At 66.8% G+C, this 18,747-nt stretch carries 9 protein-coding genes and 4 pseudogenes; 7 read left to right on the plus strand and 6 right to left on the minus strand.

Features of this window, described 5'->3' with window-relative positions; translation table 11 throughout:
- Positions 1 to 715: 715 nt before the first annotated feature.
- Positions 716 to 1,747 (plus strand): hypothetical protein, encoded by a 1,032-nt coding sequence (locus OG496_RS55135; RefSeq protein WP_405976503.1) that lies wholly within the window; start codon positions 716 to 718, stop codon positions 1,745 to 1,747.
- Between the two features lie 69 nt (positions 1,748 to 1,816).
- Here OG496_RS55135 and OG496_RS55140 read toward each other — a convergent pair whose 3' ends face one another.
- Together OG496_RS55140 and OG496_RS55145 are read right to left on the minus strand one after the other, a co-directional pair.
- Positions 1,817 to 2,197 carry a DUF4164 family protein gene (locus OG496_RS55140; protein WP_405976504.1) on the minus strand — a complete coding sequence of 127 codons (381 nt, stop codon included), beginning with the start codon at positions 2,195 to 2,197 and terminating at the stop codon, positions 1,817 to 1,819.
- Between the two features lie 849 nt (positions 2,198 to 3,046).
- Positions 3,047 to 5,638, minus strand: coding sequence for a WD40 repeat domain-containing protein (locus OG496_RS55145; protein ID WP_405976505.1), 2,592 nt, complete (start codon positions 5,636 to 5,638; stop codon positions 3,047 to 3,049).
- Positions 5,639 to 5,943: 305 nt separating this feature from the next.
- Between OG496_RS55145 and OG496_RS55150 the strand changes: the two genes are divergently transcribed.
- The 3 genes from OG496_RS55150 to OG496_RS55160 all read left to right on the plus strand — a co-directional run bounded on the left by OG496_RS55150 (position 5,944) and on the right by OG496_RS55160 (position 9,540).
- A complete protein-coding gene (locus tag OG496_RS55150) occupies positions 5,944 to 6,195 on the plus strand; it encodes an antitoxin MazE7 (RefSeq protein ID WP_405976506.1) in 252 nt (83 codons plus the stop codon).
- A 3-nt stretch (positions 6,196 to 6,198) separates the two neighbouring features.
- Positions 6,199 to 6,579: a toxin Doc gene (locus OG496_RS55155; RefSeq protein WP_405976507.1), complete on the plus strand. Its 381-nt coding sequence runs from the start codon at positions 6,199 to 6,201 to the stop codon at positions 6,577 to 6,579.
- Positions 6,580 to 6,780: 201 nt separating this feature from the next.
- Positions 6,781 to 9,540 carry an alpha/beta fold hydrolase gene (locus tag OG496_RS55160; protein ID WP_405976508.1) on the plus strand — a complete coding sequence of 920 codons (2,760 nt, stop codon included), beginning with the start codon at positions 6,781 to 6,783 and terminating at the stop codon, positions 9,538 to 9,540.
- Between the two features lie 24 nt (positions 9,541 to 9,564).
- Here OG496_RS55160 and OG496_RS55165 read toward each other — a convergent pair.
- Positions 9,565 to 10,485: pseudogene (locus tag OG496_RS55165) on the minus strand (IS701 family transposase); the annotation flags it as partial.
- A gap of 56 nt (positions 10,486 to 10,541) precedes the next feature.
- Between OG496_RS55165 and OG496_RS55170 the strand changes: the two are divergent.
- Positions 10,542 to 12,223 (plus strand): annotated as a pseudogene (locus OG496_RS55170) (ISAzo13 family transposase); the annotation flags it as partial.
- Here the strand turns inward: OG496_RS55170 and OG496_RS55175 are convergent.
- Both OG496_RS55175 and OG496_RS55180 read right to left on the minus strand, forming a co-directional pair.
- A pseudogene (locus OG496_RS55175) lies at positions 12,223 to 12,543 on the minus strand (transposase); the annotation flags it as partial. The pseudogenes OG496_RS55170 and OG496_RS55175 overlap by 1 nt on opposite strands.
- A gap of 144 nt (positions 12,544 to 12,687) precedes the next feature.
- Complete coding sequence (locus OG496_RS55180) at positions 12,688 to 13,620, minus strand: aminoglycoside phosphotransferase family protein (protein ID WP_405976509.1); 933 nt, start codon at positions 13,618 to 13,620, stop codon at positions 12,688 to 12,690.
- 1,186 nt (positions 13,621 to 14,806) lie between these two features.
- Between OG496_RS55180 and OG496_RS55185 the strand changes: the two genes are divergently transcribed.
- On the plus strand, positions 14,807 to 16,966 hold the full coding sequence (locus OG496_RS55185; protein ID WP_405976510.1) for a tetratricopeptide repeat protein: 2,160 nt from the start codon (positions 14,807 to 14,809) through the stop codon (positions 16,964 to 16,966).
- Between the two features lie 39 nt (positions 16,967 to 17,005).
- Here OG496_RS55185 and OG496_RS55190 read toward each other — a convergent pair.
- A pseudogene (locus OG496_RS55190) lies at positions 17,006 to 17,194 on the minus strand (helix-turn-helix domain-containing protein); the annotation flags it as partial.
- Between the two features lie 415 nt (positions 17,195 to 17,609).
- Here OG496_RS55190 and OG496_RS55195 point away from each other — a divergent pair.
- A complete protein-coding gene (locus OG496_RS55195; protein ID WP_405976511.1) occupies positions 17,610 to 18,692 on the plus strand; it encodes a hypothetical protein in 1,083 nt (360 codons plus the stop codon).
- The last annotated feature ends 55 nt before the right edge of the window (positions 18,693 to 18,747 follow it).

Consider the following 18,747-nt stretch of genomic DNA (forward strand, 5'->3'; position numbering starts at 1 on the left):
GCCGACCCACGTGACTGAACCCAGGAGCGAGGGGTTGAGGGTCAGTCGAACGCTGCCCCGGGCGGCGGGTGGCAGCTCATCGGCCTGCGGGAATGCCTTTGAAGACGAGATCTCTACCGACTGGGCCTGCACGGCTGCATCTGCCTTCGGACGGATCTCGAAGACTGCATCACCCCTGAGCCCACCGTCCGGTTTTTGGTGTCTGGTCGGGTTGGCAGGCGGACGCACTAAGTCCGCTTTTCGTGAGAGAAGAATGGCGAGTTCGAATTTGGCCTCGCAGCCGGTCTTCGGTGGCCAGGAGCGCATGACTAATTGACTCGCGGCCATTCCCCACCCCCGCGCCTTCTTGACGGCCATGTCGAGTGCTCTGCGATTCTGCAGTATGGCCGGGAGCTGGGGTGAGCACAATGCGACGTTCGGCGTATGCGAAATCGGCGATCTCTCTTCGTCCACCGGGAGTCGGGTCGCGTAGGGACTTGATCGAAAAACGCAGCGTGTGGACTCCACGGGCCATGCCGCAAGAGGGCGGTTTCTGTTGTCATGTACCAATCATATGCACCCATTCATCCGCGACCACGGTGCGTTCAATAGTCGCGCCGAGTGAAGATCGCGGTCGTGAGATCAGATTTCGCACCCCTCCCGAGCGAGGCGCTATCCATGATTCTCGTTGCCCAGAACATTGACCAAGTTGAGCTTTCGCAGCACAGTTCTCATCATGGATCGATCAGGGGGACCCTTCTGGCCCGGCAAGCTGCGCTCAGCACTAATCGCAGTACCGATAGTATTGATCGGATTGCTGGTGCTACTGGGCGTGATGCACGCGAACGCAGACTGGCCAAGTGAAAGACACGAGGGAACGGTCCTGATCGGGATCCTATTCCTCACAGTTCTACCGGTACTGCTCGTTCTCCTTGGGAGCCTTACCGGTGGTGGAGCAGTTGAAGCATTCGGGATTCGCATCCAGTTCCCCGAAGCAGAGCGTCAGTCTCGAGAAACGGAAGTCTCACCACGCATGGGCCTCGCCCCCGGAGCCACGTTAAACGACAGCAGCACGACAGCAATCCTGGATACCCTGCAGGAAGCGGCACGTAGCGAAGTGGCGGTCATTGACCTGCAGGACGGTACAGCGTGGTGGGAGACACGGCTCTTGGTACTTTGCGCCGGCGCCGTGCGACTTGGACGGCCCGAGGCGATAGTGTTCTTGGCGACCGACGGTGATTCCGGTACTGGCGCATTTCGCGGTTGGGCTACGCCAGATTTACTTCTTGACCGCTTGCTTGCACGCCCTGCTTTGCGTAGGTCATACGAGCGAGCCTTGACAGTGAGCCGTCAGTGGGATCAGGCCATACCTGACGCCGAGGCCGACACCCCTCCTGCTCTTCCCTTTACCTCTCCGGTCTCCGAAGAGTATAAAAGATTTTTCTTCCCCTCCTCGGATTGGAAGCGAAATCCATTTGCCTTCGAGCAGGTCTTGGCCGTCGAGGTCGGAAAGTTGGAGGCGAAGCGAGAGCACGGCGTACTTACGACCACACGCCTTGATGAACTATTCGGGTCAGTACTGCGGCGTACTGCCGCAGTTATTGAGGCACAACCAGACAGTTCGGAGTCCTGGCAGCAGAGATTGATGGACACGGAGAAGCCGTTCATCCCTCTTGTTCACAGAGGAGGGCGCTACCAGTGTCTTCTTCCCAGGGAGCGAGCCGTCAATGAAATTCTGCGTTCCCTCTCCACCGCCAAGACGAACTGACTGAGCCCGTTCGGCGTGGCCATTACTGTAACCAGATGGGCGGCGTAAGTGTCTGCAAACGACTGAAGGTTACAGGTTCTCGGATCGGATCATGTGTCGCAGGCTGGTCCGTGCGCTGGCCAGGTCGTCCTCGGTCTCGGTGAGCTTGCTCGTCAGCTCCTCGATGCGGGCCAGGCCCTGGGCGAGATCGTCGCGCAGCCTCTCTTTCTCCGCGGTGAGTTCGTCGACCCGCGTGCCGAGGTCGGCGGCGCCGAGCTGGTCGAGTTGCTGTCCCAGGCTCCGGCGGACTGCCGCCTTGAGGCGATCGACTTCGGCGCGCAGGCGTCGGTTCCCCTCGCGTACGATCTCCTGTTCGACCTTCCAGCCGGCAGGGGCCTTGGCTTGGCCGCGGGCCTCGCCGCGCGCGGTGCGGGACTGGCGTTGGCGAGCGGCTTCTATGTGTTCGCGCACCCCGTCGGCGTAGACCAGCCAGTGCGAGACGTTCGCGGCGCGGGCGGGCGTCGAGCAGGCGGCCCAAGTGTGCGCCGGCCAGGTCCGGGTCGTCGAAGACCGTGGTATCCCCGGTGATGAACCGGGTCGCCTCGGCCACCTTCGCGGTGATCTCCGCCCGGCTGCGCACCTCCAACCCGAGGGTGACCCGGTAGATCCGCCCGCGGAAGCGGCGCTGGACCCGTCGGTCGGCCCAGACCATCTCCGCGAGCGTGGTCTTCCCGAAGCCCCCCCGCGCCGTGCAGTCCGGCCGCAGCGGTGATCCCCACCGACCGCAACCCCCGCTGGCGGCCCAGCTCAGCCGCCACCTGCCGGGCCTGCGCACGGTCGACCACCCACCGCGGTATCTCCGGGGGCGCTGGCGGTGGTGGGTCCTCGGCCTCCGACGAAGACTTGACCTCGTGGAACAGCGCATACAAGGCCAGCAACAGGGCCAGCGCCAAACCCACGCCCAGGACGATCCACGCGTGCCGCCGAATCTGGTCGAGCGGACCCGGCCACCGGTCCTGACCGGTGGCCGCGTTCTCCGCCGCCGAAGTCACCGCACTGACCAGCGCCGTGATCACGGCCGACGCAGCAAGCCCCTGCCACCGACTTCCCGCCACGAGCCCCCCAACACCTCACGCACCGTCACAGGAGGCTACTGCCGGGCCGACTCTTCGCACTGACGAACTCCACGATCCGACACCGCCCGCCAAGGGAATACCGCGAGGGTGGAATACGTACCCGGTACCAGCAGTTCGGGCGGACCTCACAAGCGGCGACGTCCCCTTGTTAGGTCAGGGGGAAGACTCCGCTGGCAGGTGAGACTCAAGCAGCGGGTGGAGTTCCGGGGGCGAACCTGTACACGTAGAGGCCAAGCCCGCCCGCCACGGCCAGGGCACGTCCGTCAGGCATCCATGCCAAGGCACGCAGTTCGCTCTCCGTGCGCATGACGGTGGCTGCTCTCCCCGAAGATGTTTCCCAGATGCGCACCGTGCGGTCGGTGCTGGCGGTAGCGAGCCATGTGCCGTCGGGAGAGATCGCCACCGCCTCCACCCAGCCTGTGTGGCCGGTGAGGGTGGCCGTAGTGGCGCCGGTGGCGGTGTCCCAGATCCGTACCGTGCGGTCGATGCTGCCGGTGGTGAGCCATGTGCCGTCGGGAGAGATCGCCACCGCGCTCACGAACTCGGTGTGGCCGGTGAGGGTGGCCGTAGTGGCGCCGGTGGCGGTGTCCCAGATCCGTACCGTGCCGTCGCCGCCGCCGGTGGTGAGCCACGTGCCGTCCGGCGAGATCGCCACCGCGCCCATCCTGCCGGTGTGGCCGGTGAGGGTAGCCGTGGCGGAGTGGCTGGGAAGGCAATTCCAGATGCGCACCGTGCGGTCGATGCTGGCGGCGGCCAGCCACGTGCCGTCCGGTGAGATCGCCACCGCGCCCAGCCAGCCGAAGTGGCCGAGGGTGCCCGTAGTGGCGCCGGTGGCGGTGTCCCAGATCCGCACCGTGCCGTCGCCGCCGCAGGTGGCGAGCCACGTGCCGTCCGGCGAGATCGCCACCGCGCCCACAGACTCGGTGTGGCCGGTGAGGGTGGCCGTGGTTCGGCCCGTGGCGCGATCCCAGATCCGCACGGTGCCGTCGATGCTGCCGGTGGCGAGCCATGTGCCGTCCGGCGATATCGCCACCGCGGTCACCCATGCGGTGTGACCGGCCAGTACCCAGATCACCGCGGGGTCTGGGATGTCGGGCAGCGGCCACCGGTTGTGGAGCGCGGGTTTGGTGGACCGCCAGGCGCTCGCCTGGGAACGCCAGGTGTCGTATCCGGCGAGCCGACTGCGCAGGACGGCACCCAGTGCGTGGGTGGGTGTGAGCGGTCCAAGTAGATGTGCGGTGCGGGCGAAGTCGCTAGCGGCCTGCCGGGCCGGGGTGGTGGGGATCTGGTCCAGGTCGGCCAGGGGTGCGGTTGCACCGCCCTGAGCCAGTCGCTGTTCGATCCATCGCAGGTCGAGCGCCAGCGCCTCGGCGTCACGGACGCGGCCGGCTTCCAGGAGGTGCGTCACGAGGTGGTTGGCGAGGTATTGGTCGGGGTGCTGCCACCATGCGTGCACCGGCCCGGCGGCGTCGCCCGGCTGCGGCTCGGCTAGAGGCAATTCTGTGGCGACGGCATCGACTAGCGCGCCGCTCACCTGATGCGCGCCCGCATCACCCAGACGGGTGCGCAGGAGGTCGCGGATGACGTCGTGCAGGCGGACGCGCCCGCCACGGGCCGGGTCCAGCTCCAGAAGGGAGAGGCCGGCGAGTGCGGCGCACAGGTCTCTGGACTGCTCTGGGCGCATGGACACGGTCGCCTGCCACAAGGCGGTGACGAGAACTATGGGGATGTATTCGTCCTCGGCGAAGACGCCCAGTTCTGTGAAGCGTTCGAATCCGCCGGGTGGCAGCAGCGCGGTCCCGGCCTCGACCGCTGCCACCACAGCGGTCTGGCGGGCGCGCGGATCGTTGAGATCGACTGGAAGCGCGGGATCTAGGCTTGCGGGCCCGTCGAGACGCAGTCGCCGGAGGATCTCGGCGGCTGCGTCGGAGGCCGCCATACCGGTCTCCGTGCGGCGATGGACGTACTGGTTGCAGATACGCAGCAGTAGTGGCCAGCGTCCGGTCGCCCGCAGCAGACCGAGCACGGTGTCCTCGGGCAACCCTTCGGACAGGCCGAAGGCGAGGACCTGCCGGGCCTGGGCCGCCGACATCTGATCGACCCTCACCCGGTACGTGCCGCCGGGCAGCAGCTCCGGAAGCCGGGTGGTGATGAGCCGGCGGCAGTTGGCACCGCCGATCAGGAACGGCGCGAGCTGCTCGGTGCTCCACACGTCGTCTAGGAGCAGGAGCATGGGCGGTCGCGCGTCGAGCAGCCGTCCCAGGTGGGTGCCGGCCAGGTCCGGGTCGTCGAAGACGGTGGTGTCGCCAGTGATGAACCGGGTCGCCTCGGTCACCTTCGCGGTGATCTCCGCCCGGCTGCGCACGTTCAGGCCGAGGGTGACCCGGTAGATCCGCCCCCGGAAACGGCGCCGCACGCGCCGGTCGGCCCACACCATCTCGGCCAGGGTGGTCTTCCCGAAACCTCCCGCACCGTGCAGCCCGGCCGCAGCCGTGATCCCCACCGAACCCCGCCCCTGACGCCGCAGCAACTCACCCGCCACCTTCCGCGCCTGGTCCCGGTCGACCACCCACTGCGGAATGTCCGGCGGCCCGGGCGGCGGCGGATCCTCGGCAGCCGCCGAGGATCCGACCTCGTGGAACACCGCGTACACGGCCAAGAACAGCGCCAGCACCAGGCCTGCAGCGAGGACGATCCACGCGTGCCGCCGGATCGCTTCAAGCGGTCCCGGCCACCGGTCCTGACCGGTGGCCGCATTCTCCGCAAGTGACGTCACCGCACTAACCTCCGCAGTGATCACCGCCGAGGCAACTAACCCTGGCCACCGACTCCGCGCCACGAGCCCCCCAATACCTCACACACCGTCGCAGGAGGCTACTGCCGGGCTGACCCTTCACACTGACGAACCCTGTGATCCGGCACCACCCGCCAAGGGAATACGGCACGGGAGGAATACGTACCCGTTACCAGCTGTGCGGGGAGACCTGATGCCCGAGATGCTCGGAGAAGGGCACCGACCGACGAGGGCCGTAGTCCCCTGATAGGTATTCGCAAAGGTACCCATGGGTGCATACTCGGGGTATGGCTGACACCACCGTGAAGGTCGACTCGGACACCAGGGACCGCTTCGCTGCGGTCGCCGCAGCTCGCGGGCAGAGCGTGCGCGCCTACCTGGCCGACTTGGCCAAAGACGAAGAGAATCAGATCGCCCTCAGTAAGGCGACGGCCGTGTTCCGCGACATCATCGCCCGCCCCGGCCTGGCCGAGGCGTTCGACGAGGCATTCCCGGACGACGCCCCGGCTCGGCGGAGCACCGTGGGGCGGGCGGCCTGACCGTTGGAACTGCACGTCGACATCCGCTGGCTCCTTGACCGGCAGGAGGAACTGCTCGGCAAGGAGCTCGGGGTTCGGGACTATTCGGGCTTGGTGGCCGCCGTAGCTCGGCACAGGGTGAACACACCGCAGCTGGATATGGGCGATCCCGACGTCTATTGGCGGGCTGCCGCCCTGCTTGAGCAGCTGGTCCTGCTGCGCCCGCTGCCCGCCCGCAACGCGTACTTCGGGTACGGCGTGGCGGTGGCGTACATCCGCGCCTGCGGGGAGGAGGTCGACGACTCCTTCGAGCCGTGGCGGGATCTGCTCACCGATATCCATGCCTTGCGGCTCACGGTCTACGACATCGCCGACCGACTGCGCTCCTGGCGCAACAACGGCTAAACGGCACCGGATCGAACTCCCGCCCAGCGGGCCCGGCCGGCTCTCCGCGCCGGTCTGGCCCACTACTTGCTGCCCGAGGGCACCTGATCGCCGGGGCGAGCTAACGATTGAACGACTGCGTCTTCCACCGCGCCGAGCGGCATCACCGGTGCGCAACAATCAGCAACGCACGAGACGTTGTGAGGAAGTCATGGAGGCACAGTGGGCGAAGGCGCCACCAACCTCGGAGTGGTGTTCATCCATGGGCTCTTCTCGTCCGAGGAGACATGGGATCCGCTCGCCGGGCTTCTCGAATCCGATGAGGAGCTGGCTCATGTCGCGGTGAGACGGTTTGGGTACGCGACACCAAAGTTCCGTTTCAGACCCGACCGTCGTACTCCCGACTACAACGACCTCGCAGACCGGCTGAAGACGTTCTTGCACTACGAGGCGGCCGGGCACGACCGCCTGTTCCTGGTTGCCCACAGCCAAGGCGGCCTGATCGTTCAGCGCTACCTCGCGCGGATGATCCACAGCGGGCAAGGGCAGCAACTCGCCAAGATCCGAGGCGTCGTCCTGTTCGCTTGCCCCAACAGCGGCTCCGACTTCGCGATGCCGCTTCGCAGCGCGTGGTGGTCGAAGAATCCGCAAGTGCGCGCACTGGGACCACTGAACGCTGAAGTGAGGGACGCTCAGCAAACGGTCCTTGGCCAGATCGTCTATGCGAAGGGGGTGGGAACGTCCTCGTGCCCCATCCCGTTCTGGGTCTTCGGGGGAGAGGAGGACAAAGTCGTCGTTCGTGCCTCTGCTCAGGGGAACTTTCCCAAGGTCTTCATGCTGCCCGGAGATCACTTCAGCATCATCCAGGCCAAGACGCGCGAGCATTCCGCCTACGTCGCTCTTCGCACCCATCTGCTGGAAGTTGAGCAGCCAGATCCGGAGAATCCAGGCGCCGCGGCTTCGAATTCCTCCTCCGCGACCCAGCCCGAACCGAGGGCCCGGCCGGGACGGCTGCTGTCCTCCGGTCTGGACCCGTTTGCCTTGGAGGTGCGGCGTGCCATCGACTCGCCGCCCGGTGACAAGGCGGATGTGCTGCCGACGTATGTACCGCGCGCCCATGATCAGCATCTCGCGGACGTTGTGGCGGCCGCAGCGATCGAGGGGAGGAGCGGCATTGCGCTGCTGGTCGGCGGATCCTCCACGGGTAAGACCCGCGCTTGCTGGGAGGCGCTCGCCGCCCTGAGAGAGGCGGGTGGCTGGCGGGTCTGGCACCCCGTCGATCCGAATCCGGAGACTATGCTCAGCGAACTCCCGGTCCTAGCACCGCGTACCGTGCTGTGGCTGAACGAGTCTGAACGATTCCTGCTCACCCCCGGCACTGCCGTCGGTGAACGGGTCGCAGCGGCCCTTCGCACTCTACTGGCCGATCAGGACAGGGGCCCTTTCCTCATTCTGGGGACCATCTGGCCCCGCTATTGGGCCGAGCTGACCGCCCTCCCCTCCCCTCCGCCAGGTCCCGATCCACACGCCCACGCACGGTATCTGCTGGCAGGTAACGAGATCCGAGTCCCTGCAGCTTTTACCAACATCGACCTCGACCGGCTCCGCACCAAAGCAGTAGGGGACTCGCGGCTTCAGCAGGCGGCCAGCCACTCCGCGGGACAGGTCACCCAATACCTCACTGGCGTTCCGGAGCTGATCAGGCTATTTCGCCACGCCCCGCCCGTGGCCGCCGCACTCATCCAGGCCGCCATGGACGCGCGCAGGCTCGGCCATCCCCACGACCTTCCCCATGATCTGCTCGTCCACACCACCGCCGGATATCTGGACGACCTCACCTGGCACCAGACCAGCGCCGACTGGTTCGACCAGGCCCTGTCCTTCACCTCCGCGCCCTGCCACGGCCTCCCCGGCCCCCTTGGGCCTGTGCGGCCGCGGCCCGGCAGCACCCCCGGCTGGAAGGGTATTCACTATCGTCTATCGGACTATCTCGAACAGACTGGCCGGATTGAACGAGCTGGGATCGTCCCTCCGCCGGCGTTCTGGGAGGCAGTGGCGGCCACCCTCACCGATCCGGCCGTCCTGACGGTCATCGGCGACCAGGCCCGCATGCGCTGCCGCTTTCAGCACGCCGTGAAGCTGTACCGTGCGGCGGCTCGCCTCGGCAGTATCGATGCCCTCGTCGCCGAAGCCACTATCAAAGAACAGGCCGGCGACAGAGTGGCGGCCGAGGAGCTCTTCCGCGCGGCGGCCGAACACGATCATCCCGTTGCGCTTCGTCGGCTTGGGCGTCTCCACGAGAACCGAGACGACTTGCAGCGTGCCAGAGAGCTGTATCGCCGCGCAGCCAAGCAAGGTGACGAACAGGCAGTTGATCTTCTGGGGAGCCTGGATTGGAGATCCGGAATCAGCAGTCCTGAGTCGAACATCATCCTTGCCGCTCACCATGGTGAAACGTACGCGCTCGAAGAGTGGGTCTCCTACTGGACGAGCCTCGGGAACGAGGAACTGGTAGAGCTCTCCATAAAACGGTTGGACGAATGGCTGAGTGGTGATGGGTGGAGGCCAAAGGGCCCTGAAATCGCTGGCAGAGTGTGCAAGTTGGAGAAAGCTGGTGACCGCGCGGCTGCTGAGGCCGCCGCAAGAGCAGCCGCTGCCGACGGCGACACCATCGGGCTCTCCGACCTGACGAAATTGCGGCATGAAGCTGGAGATCATGAAGGCGCCAGCGTCCTAGCAGTGGAAGCCACCACCTACGGCGACCGCCACACTCTCGTCAACTACGCCCTGAGACTTGAACAGGAAGGCGAACCTGCACGAAGTCAAGCTCTATGCGTAGTTGCGTTGAACCACGGATGCGGCGAGTATGCCCACGACCACCTTGTTGGCATCCTGGAGCGATCCGGTGATTCGGTCGGAGCCGAGCGGCTTCGAAGCTTCGGACTCACCGACGACGAGATACCGGCCCAAGAACTCGCCTAATACTCCAGCTGTAGATCGTGATCTTCATGTCTGGGATGCGGCTTGCCGCCTGTAGTGACTGGTGCGTGATCGTGCCTGGTGGCGGCGGCGCCAGTCGGACCAGGCAAGGCGGTGGGCCGCGTCGCGAATGGGCCGGACAACGAGCGCGATGAACAGGCGGCAGATCTCGTTGCAGGACAGCGGGATCAGGTCGTCCCGCGTGGGCCGGTGTGCGTGTTCGTCGGCGCGGACGACGGCAAGGAAGGCGTGGGCCAGCATCGCGAGGGTGACCCAGCGGGTCCACGAGGGGTAGCGGCGGACCTGGTGCTCATCCAGCCCGGCCAGTCCCTTCTCCGTTTGGAAGGTCTCCTCCACCCGCCATCTGGAACCTGCGACCTTGACCAGGGTGGCCAGGGATGTCGGCGCGGTGGAGTGGCAGCGGTAGTAGGCGAGTTCACCAGTGCTGCGGTTGCGGCGGATCAGCAGTTGGTGGCGGCCCGGTGCCGGCTCGGCGAGGTCGATGACGGCCCAGTCGTAGAACCGCTGTCCCTTCGCGCCGCGTCCGGCCGACAGCTTCTGCCAGGCCCGCTTCGGAACCTTCTTCGCCAAGGCATCGGCGCGGAACTTGCCTGCGCCGGTAGGCACTTCGGCCGAGCAGGCCACCGCGAGGACATAGCCGATGCCGCGTTCCTCCAGAGCCGTACGCAGTTTCGGATTGCCGCCGTAGACCTCGTCCCCGGTGACCCAGCCGACGTGGTGTCCGGCGTCCAGGAACCGTTCGATCATCGTGCGGGCCAGTTCCGGCTTGGTCGCGAAGACGGTGTCCTCGCCGAGTCCTGCTGCCCGGCAGCGGTCCGGGTCGCACGTCCAGGAGCGTGGGATGTACAGCTCCCGGTCCACCGCCGCGTGCCCGCGCTCGCTGGCGTAGACGAGGTAGACCGCGACCTGGGCGTTCTCGATCCGTCCAGGGGCCCGTATTTCAATAAGTGCTCGGCACAGGGGTGTTGGTGGGAGTCTGAGATATGACCCCGTGTCTGTCAGACCGCGTTGCCGCTCGTGCTCTGCGGGCCAAGATCGATCAGATCCTGCCGCACTTCGATGAACGCCGCCGTCGGCTGTACCTGGCCAGTGAGGCTACGGCCCTCGGCCGCGGCGGGATCGTCCGGGTCGCCGCCGCCTCCGGCACCAGCACTGCAACCATCGCGCGAGGTATGGCCGAGTTGGCCGGTCGCTCCTCACCGACCCTGCGGGTCCGGGCTCCGGGCGCCGGCCGCAAGAGGCTGACAGACACCGACCCTTCTCTGCTGCCCGCGCTGGAGTCGCTGATCGAGCCGCACACCCGAGGCGACCCCGTCTCCCCGTTGCGATGGACCACGCTGTCGTTACGGGCCCTGGCCTCGACCCTCACCACACAGGGCCACCCGATCAGCGCTTCAACCGTCGGCCACCTGCTGCACACCCTGGGATACAGCCTGCAGGGAACCGCGAAGACAACAGAGGGCATCAGCCATCCGGACCGCGATGCCCAGTTCACCCACCTCAATGCCACCGCCGCCGCCTTCCTCAACGACGCCCAGCCGGTGATCAGCGTCGACACCAAGGCCAAAGAATGGCTCGGCAACCGGGACCGGCCCGGTCGCACCTGGCGGCCGGGCAAGAACGCGATCAAGGTGGACTGCCACACGTTCACCACCAACGACCAGCCCATGGCGATCCCCTACGGGATCTACGACATTGCCCACAACAGCGGATGGGTCAACGTCGGCACCGACCACGACACCGCCCAGTTCGCTGTGGAGTCCATCCGCCGCTGGTGGCAGCGCCGCGGACGGATGGACCACCCGCATGCCGGCAGGCTCCTGATCACCGCCGACTCCGGCGGCTCCAACGACCCCCGCCGCTGGACCTGGAAAAGCAATCTGGCCGCCTTCGCACGAGAGAGCGGCCTGGAGATCACGGTCTGTCACCTACCGCCCGGAACTTCGAAGTGGAACAAGATAGAACACCGGATGTTCTGTCACATCACCGCGAACTGGCGGGGGCGGCCGCTGACCAGCTACCAGGTCGTCCTCGAGACCATCGCCGCCACAACAACCAAGACCGGCCTGACCATCGGGGCCGAACTGGACACAAGCAGCTACGACCTCGGCATCAGCGTCACACCCGCCGAGTTCCACACCCTTCCGATCACACCCAACACCTTCCACGGTGACTGGAACTACACTCTCTCTCCCGTTCCACCGCGAGCGCCAGACGCGCCGACAACGACACACCGGACCGACCCGGCCCTGACCGCAATGCTCACCGATCCGGCCCTGACCGGCATGTCACGAACCGCCTTCGAGTATCTGGTGGCGGTCTCGGAGCCATTCTGGGACGCCATGGCCGAGGCAGCATTCCAGCGACGCTTCCATCGACCGCGCAGCTACCGCCACCCACAGACCAGCAGCGTGGACCACACCCACCGGCTCCTGGCAGCCATCCTGCGCCGCCGCAGAGCGGTGACCATGACGTTCCTGGCGCAGCTACTCGGCGTCAACCGCACCAACCTGTCCATCCAGTACCAGGACGCAAAACGGCTCCTGGACCTGCACCGGATCCTCGTCACGCCCATACCCGGATCGCCCGCCCGCACATTGGACCAGCTACACACCCGAATAACCCTCGCGGAAACCCGTCGCTGACAGTTATTGAAATACAGGCCCCAGCCGTTCCGGTGTACTGGCGCTGGACGGCGACCGTGTGGGTGCCCTTCTTCACATCGCCGGTCTCGTCGACTACCAGCACCGCTGCCTCGTCGTGGAGGTGCTCGACGACGTATTCGCGCACGTCATCACGGACGCTATCGGCATCCCACACGGCCCGGCACAGCAGATGCTGCATGCCGTGCAGGTTGGCCTCCCCGGCCCACTCCGCGATCGTCCAGCAGTTCTTCCTCGGCAGGTCCGACAGCAGTCCCAGCACCAACCGCCCGGCTCGCAGGCGGGGTTCGACCCGGGCGAACCGGGCAGCGATCCGACCCATGGCAACCTCGAACGCCTCCCGCCAACGGACGGGATCTATGCTGTGACCTGCGGCCACCGTCTCTTCGTAAGTCCACACAACTCACGATGATCAACGGTGGCCGCACTTGTCTCCGCACCCGCCCCAGCCCAGCGAGATCACGACCTACGAGCGTTCGGTGAGCAACTCCGCAAGGCGGTCAGCGAATTCGGTGAGCCAGTCCAACTGCGGTCCGCTGCGAGCGATGCGGAATCCGTGGCGGCGGCCCCAGAACGCAGCCTGGACGGCATGGAACTGGGCCCAACGCTGGACACGTTCGCGATCGACTTCCGCAGCCTCGGCGAAGACGTCCAGGGTGCGGTGGACCGCCTTGCGCAGGTCGTCCGCCTCAAGAAGCGTCAACGCGCGCGACTTGAGCAGCGTGCCGCCGTCGTAAGCGGGATCTCCTGCATATCCCTTGGGATCGACGGCCAGCCATGGCTCACGGTCGGCACGCAGGATGTTCCCGGCGTGGAGGTCACCATGAATGAGGGTGTCCGGCTGGACGCGGCCCAGCTCGCGGACGGTCGCCACGGCGGCGCCCACCACGTTGCGCGACAGTGCATGCGTCAGCTCCTCAGCATCCTGGCGCAGTTGCTCCTCCCAGACATTGGACTGCTCTCTCAGCCGGGGCAGGCCCGGCGGCGCGGGAATGGCCAGCCGGCGGCTGATCCGTCCGGCGACCGTCACAACCTCGTCGCCGTCTTCCACTCCGGCCAGGGTTGACGCCTGGACTCGCTCAAGCAGCATTGCGAACCGCTCGTCGTCGCGCTCGTGCAGCAGGACCGCTCCGCGCCCGCCCCACGCCGCGAAAGCGTCCGGCTCGTGGACATTGCCAGGGTGCGGAAATGACACCTTCAGCACAGCAGTACCTTCGGCCCGCTGCCGCACGGGGATGATTACCCCGACGCCCCCGTGCATCACCTTCCCGTCCGGCACACACTCCCAGCGCCCCAGCAGCTCTTCCACGATCCTGGCCAGTTCGCCGAGCCACGCCGCTCCGGGCTCTCCTTCGCGCTCAATCGTGCTCTGCGCGAACGCCTCTGGTATCTCGATCACCCGGGCACCTTACGCGCCGGTCTGACGCCGCCACCCAAGCCCGAGCCAGCCACTACCGCCCCCAGGCAGTCCCCCGAACATGAAGATCACGATCTACAGCTGGAGTACTAGGCTCCCGCCACACGCGCCCGCGCCGAGCACCAGCCGACCAGCTGAACCCACCCCGAGGCCTTGATCTCTGCCGCTGGCGACATCTAGGGTCAGGCGATCCGACTTCTCCCCTGGAAGTGTTCATGCCTCGCCGGTCACCGGGCGAGATCAGAGCGCAGCTCCCGCCGCGCCACACGCACCACCGGCGGACACCCGTTATCCGTGGGCTGTCCGCCACGGCCAACAGGCAGATAGCCGTATTCGAGCGCTGTCACGGTCTTCCCGCGGGCGAGGTCGCACACGCGTTTCGCCGGTGGAGTGACGTTGCCCGACGGCCTCGCGAGAACGCGGATCGGTTCTACGCATGCGATGACATAGACCTCCGTAACGGCATCTACCACGTTCGCACCCTGCTGGAGATCACGCTCCATGCGTTGAGAACCAAGGCACGACGCGAACTTGCCGCAGCCATCGGCCCCGCAGACGACAGCAACCTCCGGCGCACAGTCAACAACCCCTTCGCAGCCACAGGCCTGCCATGGTGGATGCGTCGAATCGATGTCTGACCGCCCAGCCGTTTCTACTTCTGACCGACATTCCCGAGCCTCTCGGGCCAGAACCGCTGCCAGCACTCACCGACATTCGTTCCTACGTCTCACCTACGTAGCCACTCGATCGTGTCGGCGATCAGCACCGGCAGATGTTCCATGGCCCGCTCCATGACCTTCTCGATCGGCACCGCATGCCGACTGCCGTCCACGAGGCGGCCCCTGTCTGGCGGGGCTGGATCCCCCACGACAGCCAGCGCGGGCCGACTCTACGATTCCGGCGATCACCCCGGGCTTGGCGTAGCAGGCGCAGCCGGTCAGCCCGGCCGCCACGCGGGCCAGACGGCGCAGGAAGCGTGCGCGCCGGGTGCGCCTGGGGTGCACCTCCGTACGCCCTGCTGAAGACGCGCGTCCGTCTTCAGCATGAGTCGGGGAGGTTGCTCATGGGGTGGATCCGGCGATGGCCTCTCTGGCAACTGGGGGTCTTACTCGTGGGTTCCGCGGTCGCCGCGGCCGAGTTCGTGGCGAGGCAGTGGCTTCCAGGATCCATGGCGGCGGCCGTTGTCGCCGCCATGGGCGGGATCCGGCAGCGGATCGAGTCGGCAGCTACAGCGGGCATTGCCCGGGACGAGGGCCTGGACCGCGGGCGCGTCGAGCATTTCGCGGCGCTGCGTCGAGGCCGCTTCCAGAGGGTTGAAGCCATCACGGATCACCAGGCCGGTGTCGCCGAGACGGTCCAGCTGAGGCGCGCCGGGCGTCATGACCGTATGCCTCCGTACGTGCGCCGTGACCACGATCCGGGACTGCGAAGCAGCCTCCGAGCCCACCGGTTCATCCTGGTCATGGGGGAGACCAAGGCCGGCAAGACGCGTTCTGCTTTCGAAGCGGTTCGCGAGCAGTTTCCCAAGCACCGCTTCGTTCGACCCGCCTCCGCTGACGGAATGTCCTCCCTGCACGCCCTCGTGGACCGGGCCAGGCCCTGCATCGTGTGGCTCGACGACCTTGAGCACTACATGCGCCCCGGCGGCTTGACCCGCCAGATCCTGGACGACCTGTTCGTGTGGGAGAACGTGATCGTGGTGGCCACGCTCCGTCGAGAACTACTCAACACGTTCTACCCTCTCGATGATCCCTCCGAGCCTGCTCGGACGCGGTGGCGCGAGGCCCGCAGTGTGCTGAACGCCGCGGTCCAGGTCGATGTGAGCGCGTACTGGTCGGCAGCTGAACGGGGACGGGCGCGGTCGGGCGGCGATCCACGGCTCTATTCGGCTCTCAGGGCTCCCGACCATCGCGTCGGCCTGGGCCTGGTCGCCGGCCACGAACAGGCCCAGCGCTGGACGGCCGCCCGCTACTCGACCAGCCATGCCAGGGCTGCCGCCGCGGTGCTGGCTGCCGTGGATGCCCAGCGGGTCGGTTTGTACCGCACTCTTCCAGAACACCTTCTCGAACGAGCACACGCCGCATACCTTCCGCACACCGGCAGCACCGTCGAAGCTGGGTACGAGTCATGGGAAAATGCGCTGAACTGGGCCCAGCTGCCTGCGGAGGATGCGGGGTGCATGCTCCATCTGTACAGCGACGGCACGGTGCGCGCGTTCGACTACCTTGCGGAGGTGCTGCCCGTGGAGCCCGTACCCGAAGAAGCCTGGCGCACGTGGCTCGACGCTGCGACACCCGAGGAGGCCTTCGTCATCGGCCAGAACGCCGCGGCGGGACTGGAGTACGGCCGCGCCCGCCGGGCGCTGAGCAAAGCCGAAGCGGCCGGAGTGGACGGGGCGAGCGCCGCACTGGCTGTGGTCACGGCCGAGGAGGGCCGCCCGGCTCGTGCTCTGCCGGTCCTGCACAGCCGCGCCGAGGAGCTGAGGCAGCGTTACGGCAGCGACGACGTCAGTGTGCTCCGCGCAGAATACGACCTTGCTCTCTACACGGGTGAGGCTGGAGACGCCGCCCGCGCGGCTGCCCTCTTCGCGAGCCTGCTCCCGCGATGCAGGCAGTTGCTTGCAGCCGAGCACGACCTGGCCCTGGACGTGCGCCACCAGCTGGCGACCTTTACCGGCGAGGCCAGCGACGCACCCACGGCAGCTGCCCAGTTCACCGACCTTGTCGAAGACCTCAAGACCATGCGCGGAACACACGACCAGCGCACGCTCTCGGCCCGACACCAAGAGGCCAAGTTCATCGGCGTTCAAGAAGGCAGAAAGAACAAGGAACGAGCGGCGTCGCTCTACCGGCAGCTTGCCGACGACTGTGCGCAGACGTTCGGCCCCACTCACCCCGAGACCCTCACCAACCGCCACCAGCACGCCGCCCACACCGCCGCAGCGGGCAACACTGCGGCGGCGGCGCAGCTGTTCGACGACCTGCTGCCCACGTACGCCGCTGTCTTCGGCACAGACCACCCCGCCACACTGTGGACCCGTCTGCAGTGCGCGCTGTACCCGCCGCTCTCAGCCCCTGCGGCCACCATCCGGCTGCGACAGGTCCTCACAGACTTCGTCCGGGTCCAGGGACCAGAAGACCCCGACACCCTCCAGGTCGAATTCGAGCTGGCGTTGGCCCAGCTCAGGGAGGGAACCCCCGCGGGTGAGATCACCGTCCGGCTGCGAGACGTCCTTTCCAGGCAGGAGTCCGTCCTGAACCCCGGTCATCCCGCACTCGGACGCACCCGAGCAGCGTTGGCACGCCTGGAACCACCGGCTGCCCTCTGAGGGCACGGCCACCTCCAACATCCCAGCACGTTCGCAGCACTCCGTCAGCGCGGCCGACGACTGCACGTAGGAGATGCGGCGCTGCTCTCCGTACCAGGCCCGGGTGCGCTCCTCCAGCGCCTTGTTGTAGACGAGACGCACGCAGCCGAACGTGCGCGACAGCTCGGCCGCCTGCTCGTCCGTGAGGTAAAGGCGGTACTTGAACGCCCGCTTGACCTGCTGCGTCATGCCTCACGTTCTATCAGTTCCCGTGTGAGTGGCGGGTGTCGGCCGGTAGGCGGCGCACACTGTTCCGCCCTGTCGGCGGACCGGCTTTCCCTACCCTGCTTCGCAGGAGCTTCGTTTCCTCCCCCGGCTGAAGCCGGGAGTATCCAGGAAGGAGAGCCCCGATGAAAGACAGACGATCGCAAGAGCACGGACACAGACCGGACGTCAACGAGTCCACCGTGGCCGCCAGGGCAGGAATTCGTGCCCACGTCCCCGCCGGCGGCCGCAGTACGGCACCGCCGCTGGCTCGCTGCCGGCGGCACACACTGCAGGGCCTGACCGGCTCAAGCCGCGCGGTTGCCTCACGATGGCGCCGGCCCAGGGCCCACATCCTGCTGGACGGGCACTCCAGCATGGCCGGCCAGGGCCGACGTCAGTGGTTGCTGGCATCCTTAACAACTACATCCACATGCACGTCACTTGGGGGTTTTCGGTGCCGCTCGTTGTGATCCAGCCGTCGTACGGCAATCCTGCTGCTCGCCGTCACTGGAGAGACACACTCGATACGGTCGTCGACTTCACCACCCACCCCCGTGCGAGCCTGCTCACCTCCGCTGAGCGCAAGCAGCTGGAGACCTTCCATCCCAGCGGGTGCGCCCGCTTTTGGGGAGCGACCAGCAAACAAGACAGGAAGATGCAACGCTTCAGCCCCGGCGACATCGTCTTGTTCACCGGCCAAAACTACGTCCGGGGCATCGGTGAGATTGGCGCCCTCTTCCGCAACGCCCCCTTCGCCGACAGCATGTGGAGCGCCGACGCGGACAACGGCAGCTGGCACAACGTCTACAGCCTGCTGTCCTTCACGCCCACCGAGATCCCCTACCAGGAGATCTGGGCCCTGCCCGGTTTCAACACCGGGGACAACTTCATGGGGCTGCGCATTCTGGACGCCGAGAAGGCCGCCACCATCCTCGACGGTCTGGGCATCGAGGCCCAAGCCACCGCGGGCGATCACCCCGGCGTGCAGGAACCGATCGCCCGCGCGCTGCGCACCCACACCGACATCGTCGACGGTGAGGCCCTGCACACGCCGAGCACGCGCTACCGGCTCACCGAGCACGAGCTTGTCGTGCACCGCACGGAAGCCTTCCTCGTTCAGGAGTACACCGCCTTTCTCGGCATCACCGCCCCCAAGCGGCTGCGCACCCCCGCCGGGATCACCGACGTGCACGTGGAGTTGACGCACGGCAGCGAGATCGTCGAGGCCAAACGCGCAAGCAGCCGCCGCTTCGTGCGCGAGGCATTGGCGCAGCTGCTGGACTACGCCCCCCACACCCCCGAGCCGGCCGTGCGCCTGACAGCGCTGTTTCCCCTGCGCCCCGCGGATCACGATCTGGCGCTGTTGCACCGCTACGGCATCGACTGCGTCTACCGCACGCATCCCCGCACTTTCGAACGCGAACCCGCCCCCCACCAGGCGAGGGCGAGCATGATGGTGCTGTGGCAGCACCAGCATTGAACAGACCGCCGCGTGGGCGCGCTTGCTCGCACGCAGTCCGCCCCGGCCAGCGGGC

It is taken from the genome of Streptomyces sp. NBC_00988, from assembly GCF_045162645.1.
GTDB lineage: Bacteria > Actinomycetota > Actinomycetes > Streptomycetales > Streptomycetaceae > Streptomyces.

What these genes read in the sequence shown, in the direction of transcription:
- OG496_RS55135 (WP_405976503.1), top strand. Translation starts at nt 716, where the DNA reads ATGGATCGATCAGGGGGACCCTTCTGGCCCGGCAAGCTGCGCTCAGCA.
- OG496_RS55150 (WP_405976506.1), top strand. Translation starts at nt 5,944, where the DNA reads ATGGCTGACACCACCGTGAAGGTCGACTCGGACACCAGGGACCGCTTC.
- OG496_RS55185 (WP_405976510.1), top strand. Translation starts at nt 14,807, where the DNA reads ATGGCGGCGGCCGTTGTCGCCGCCATGGGCGGGATCCGGCAGCGGATC.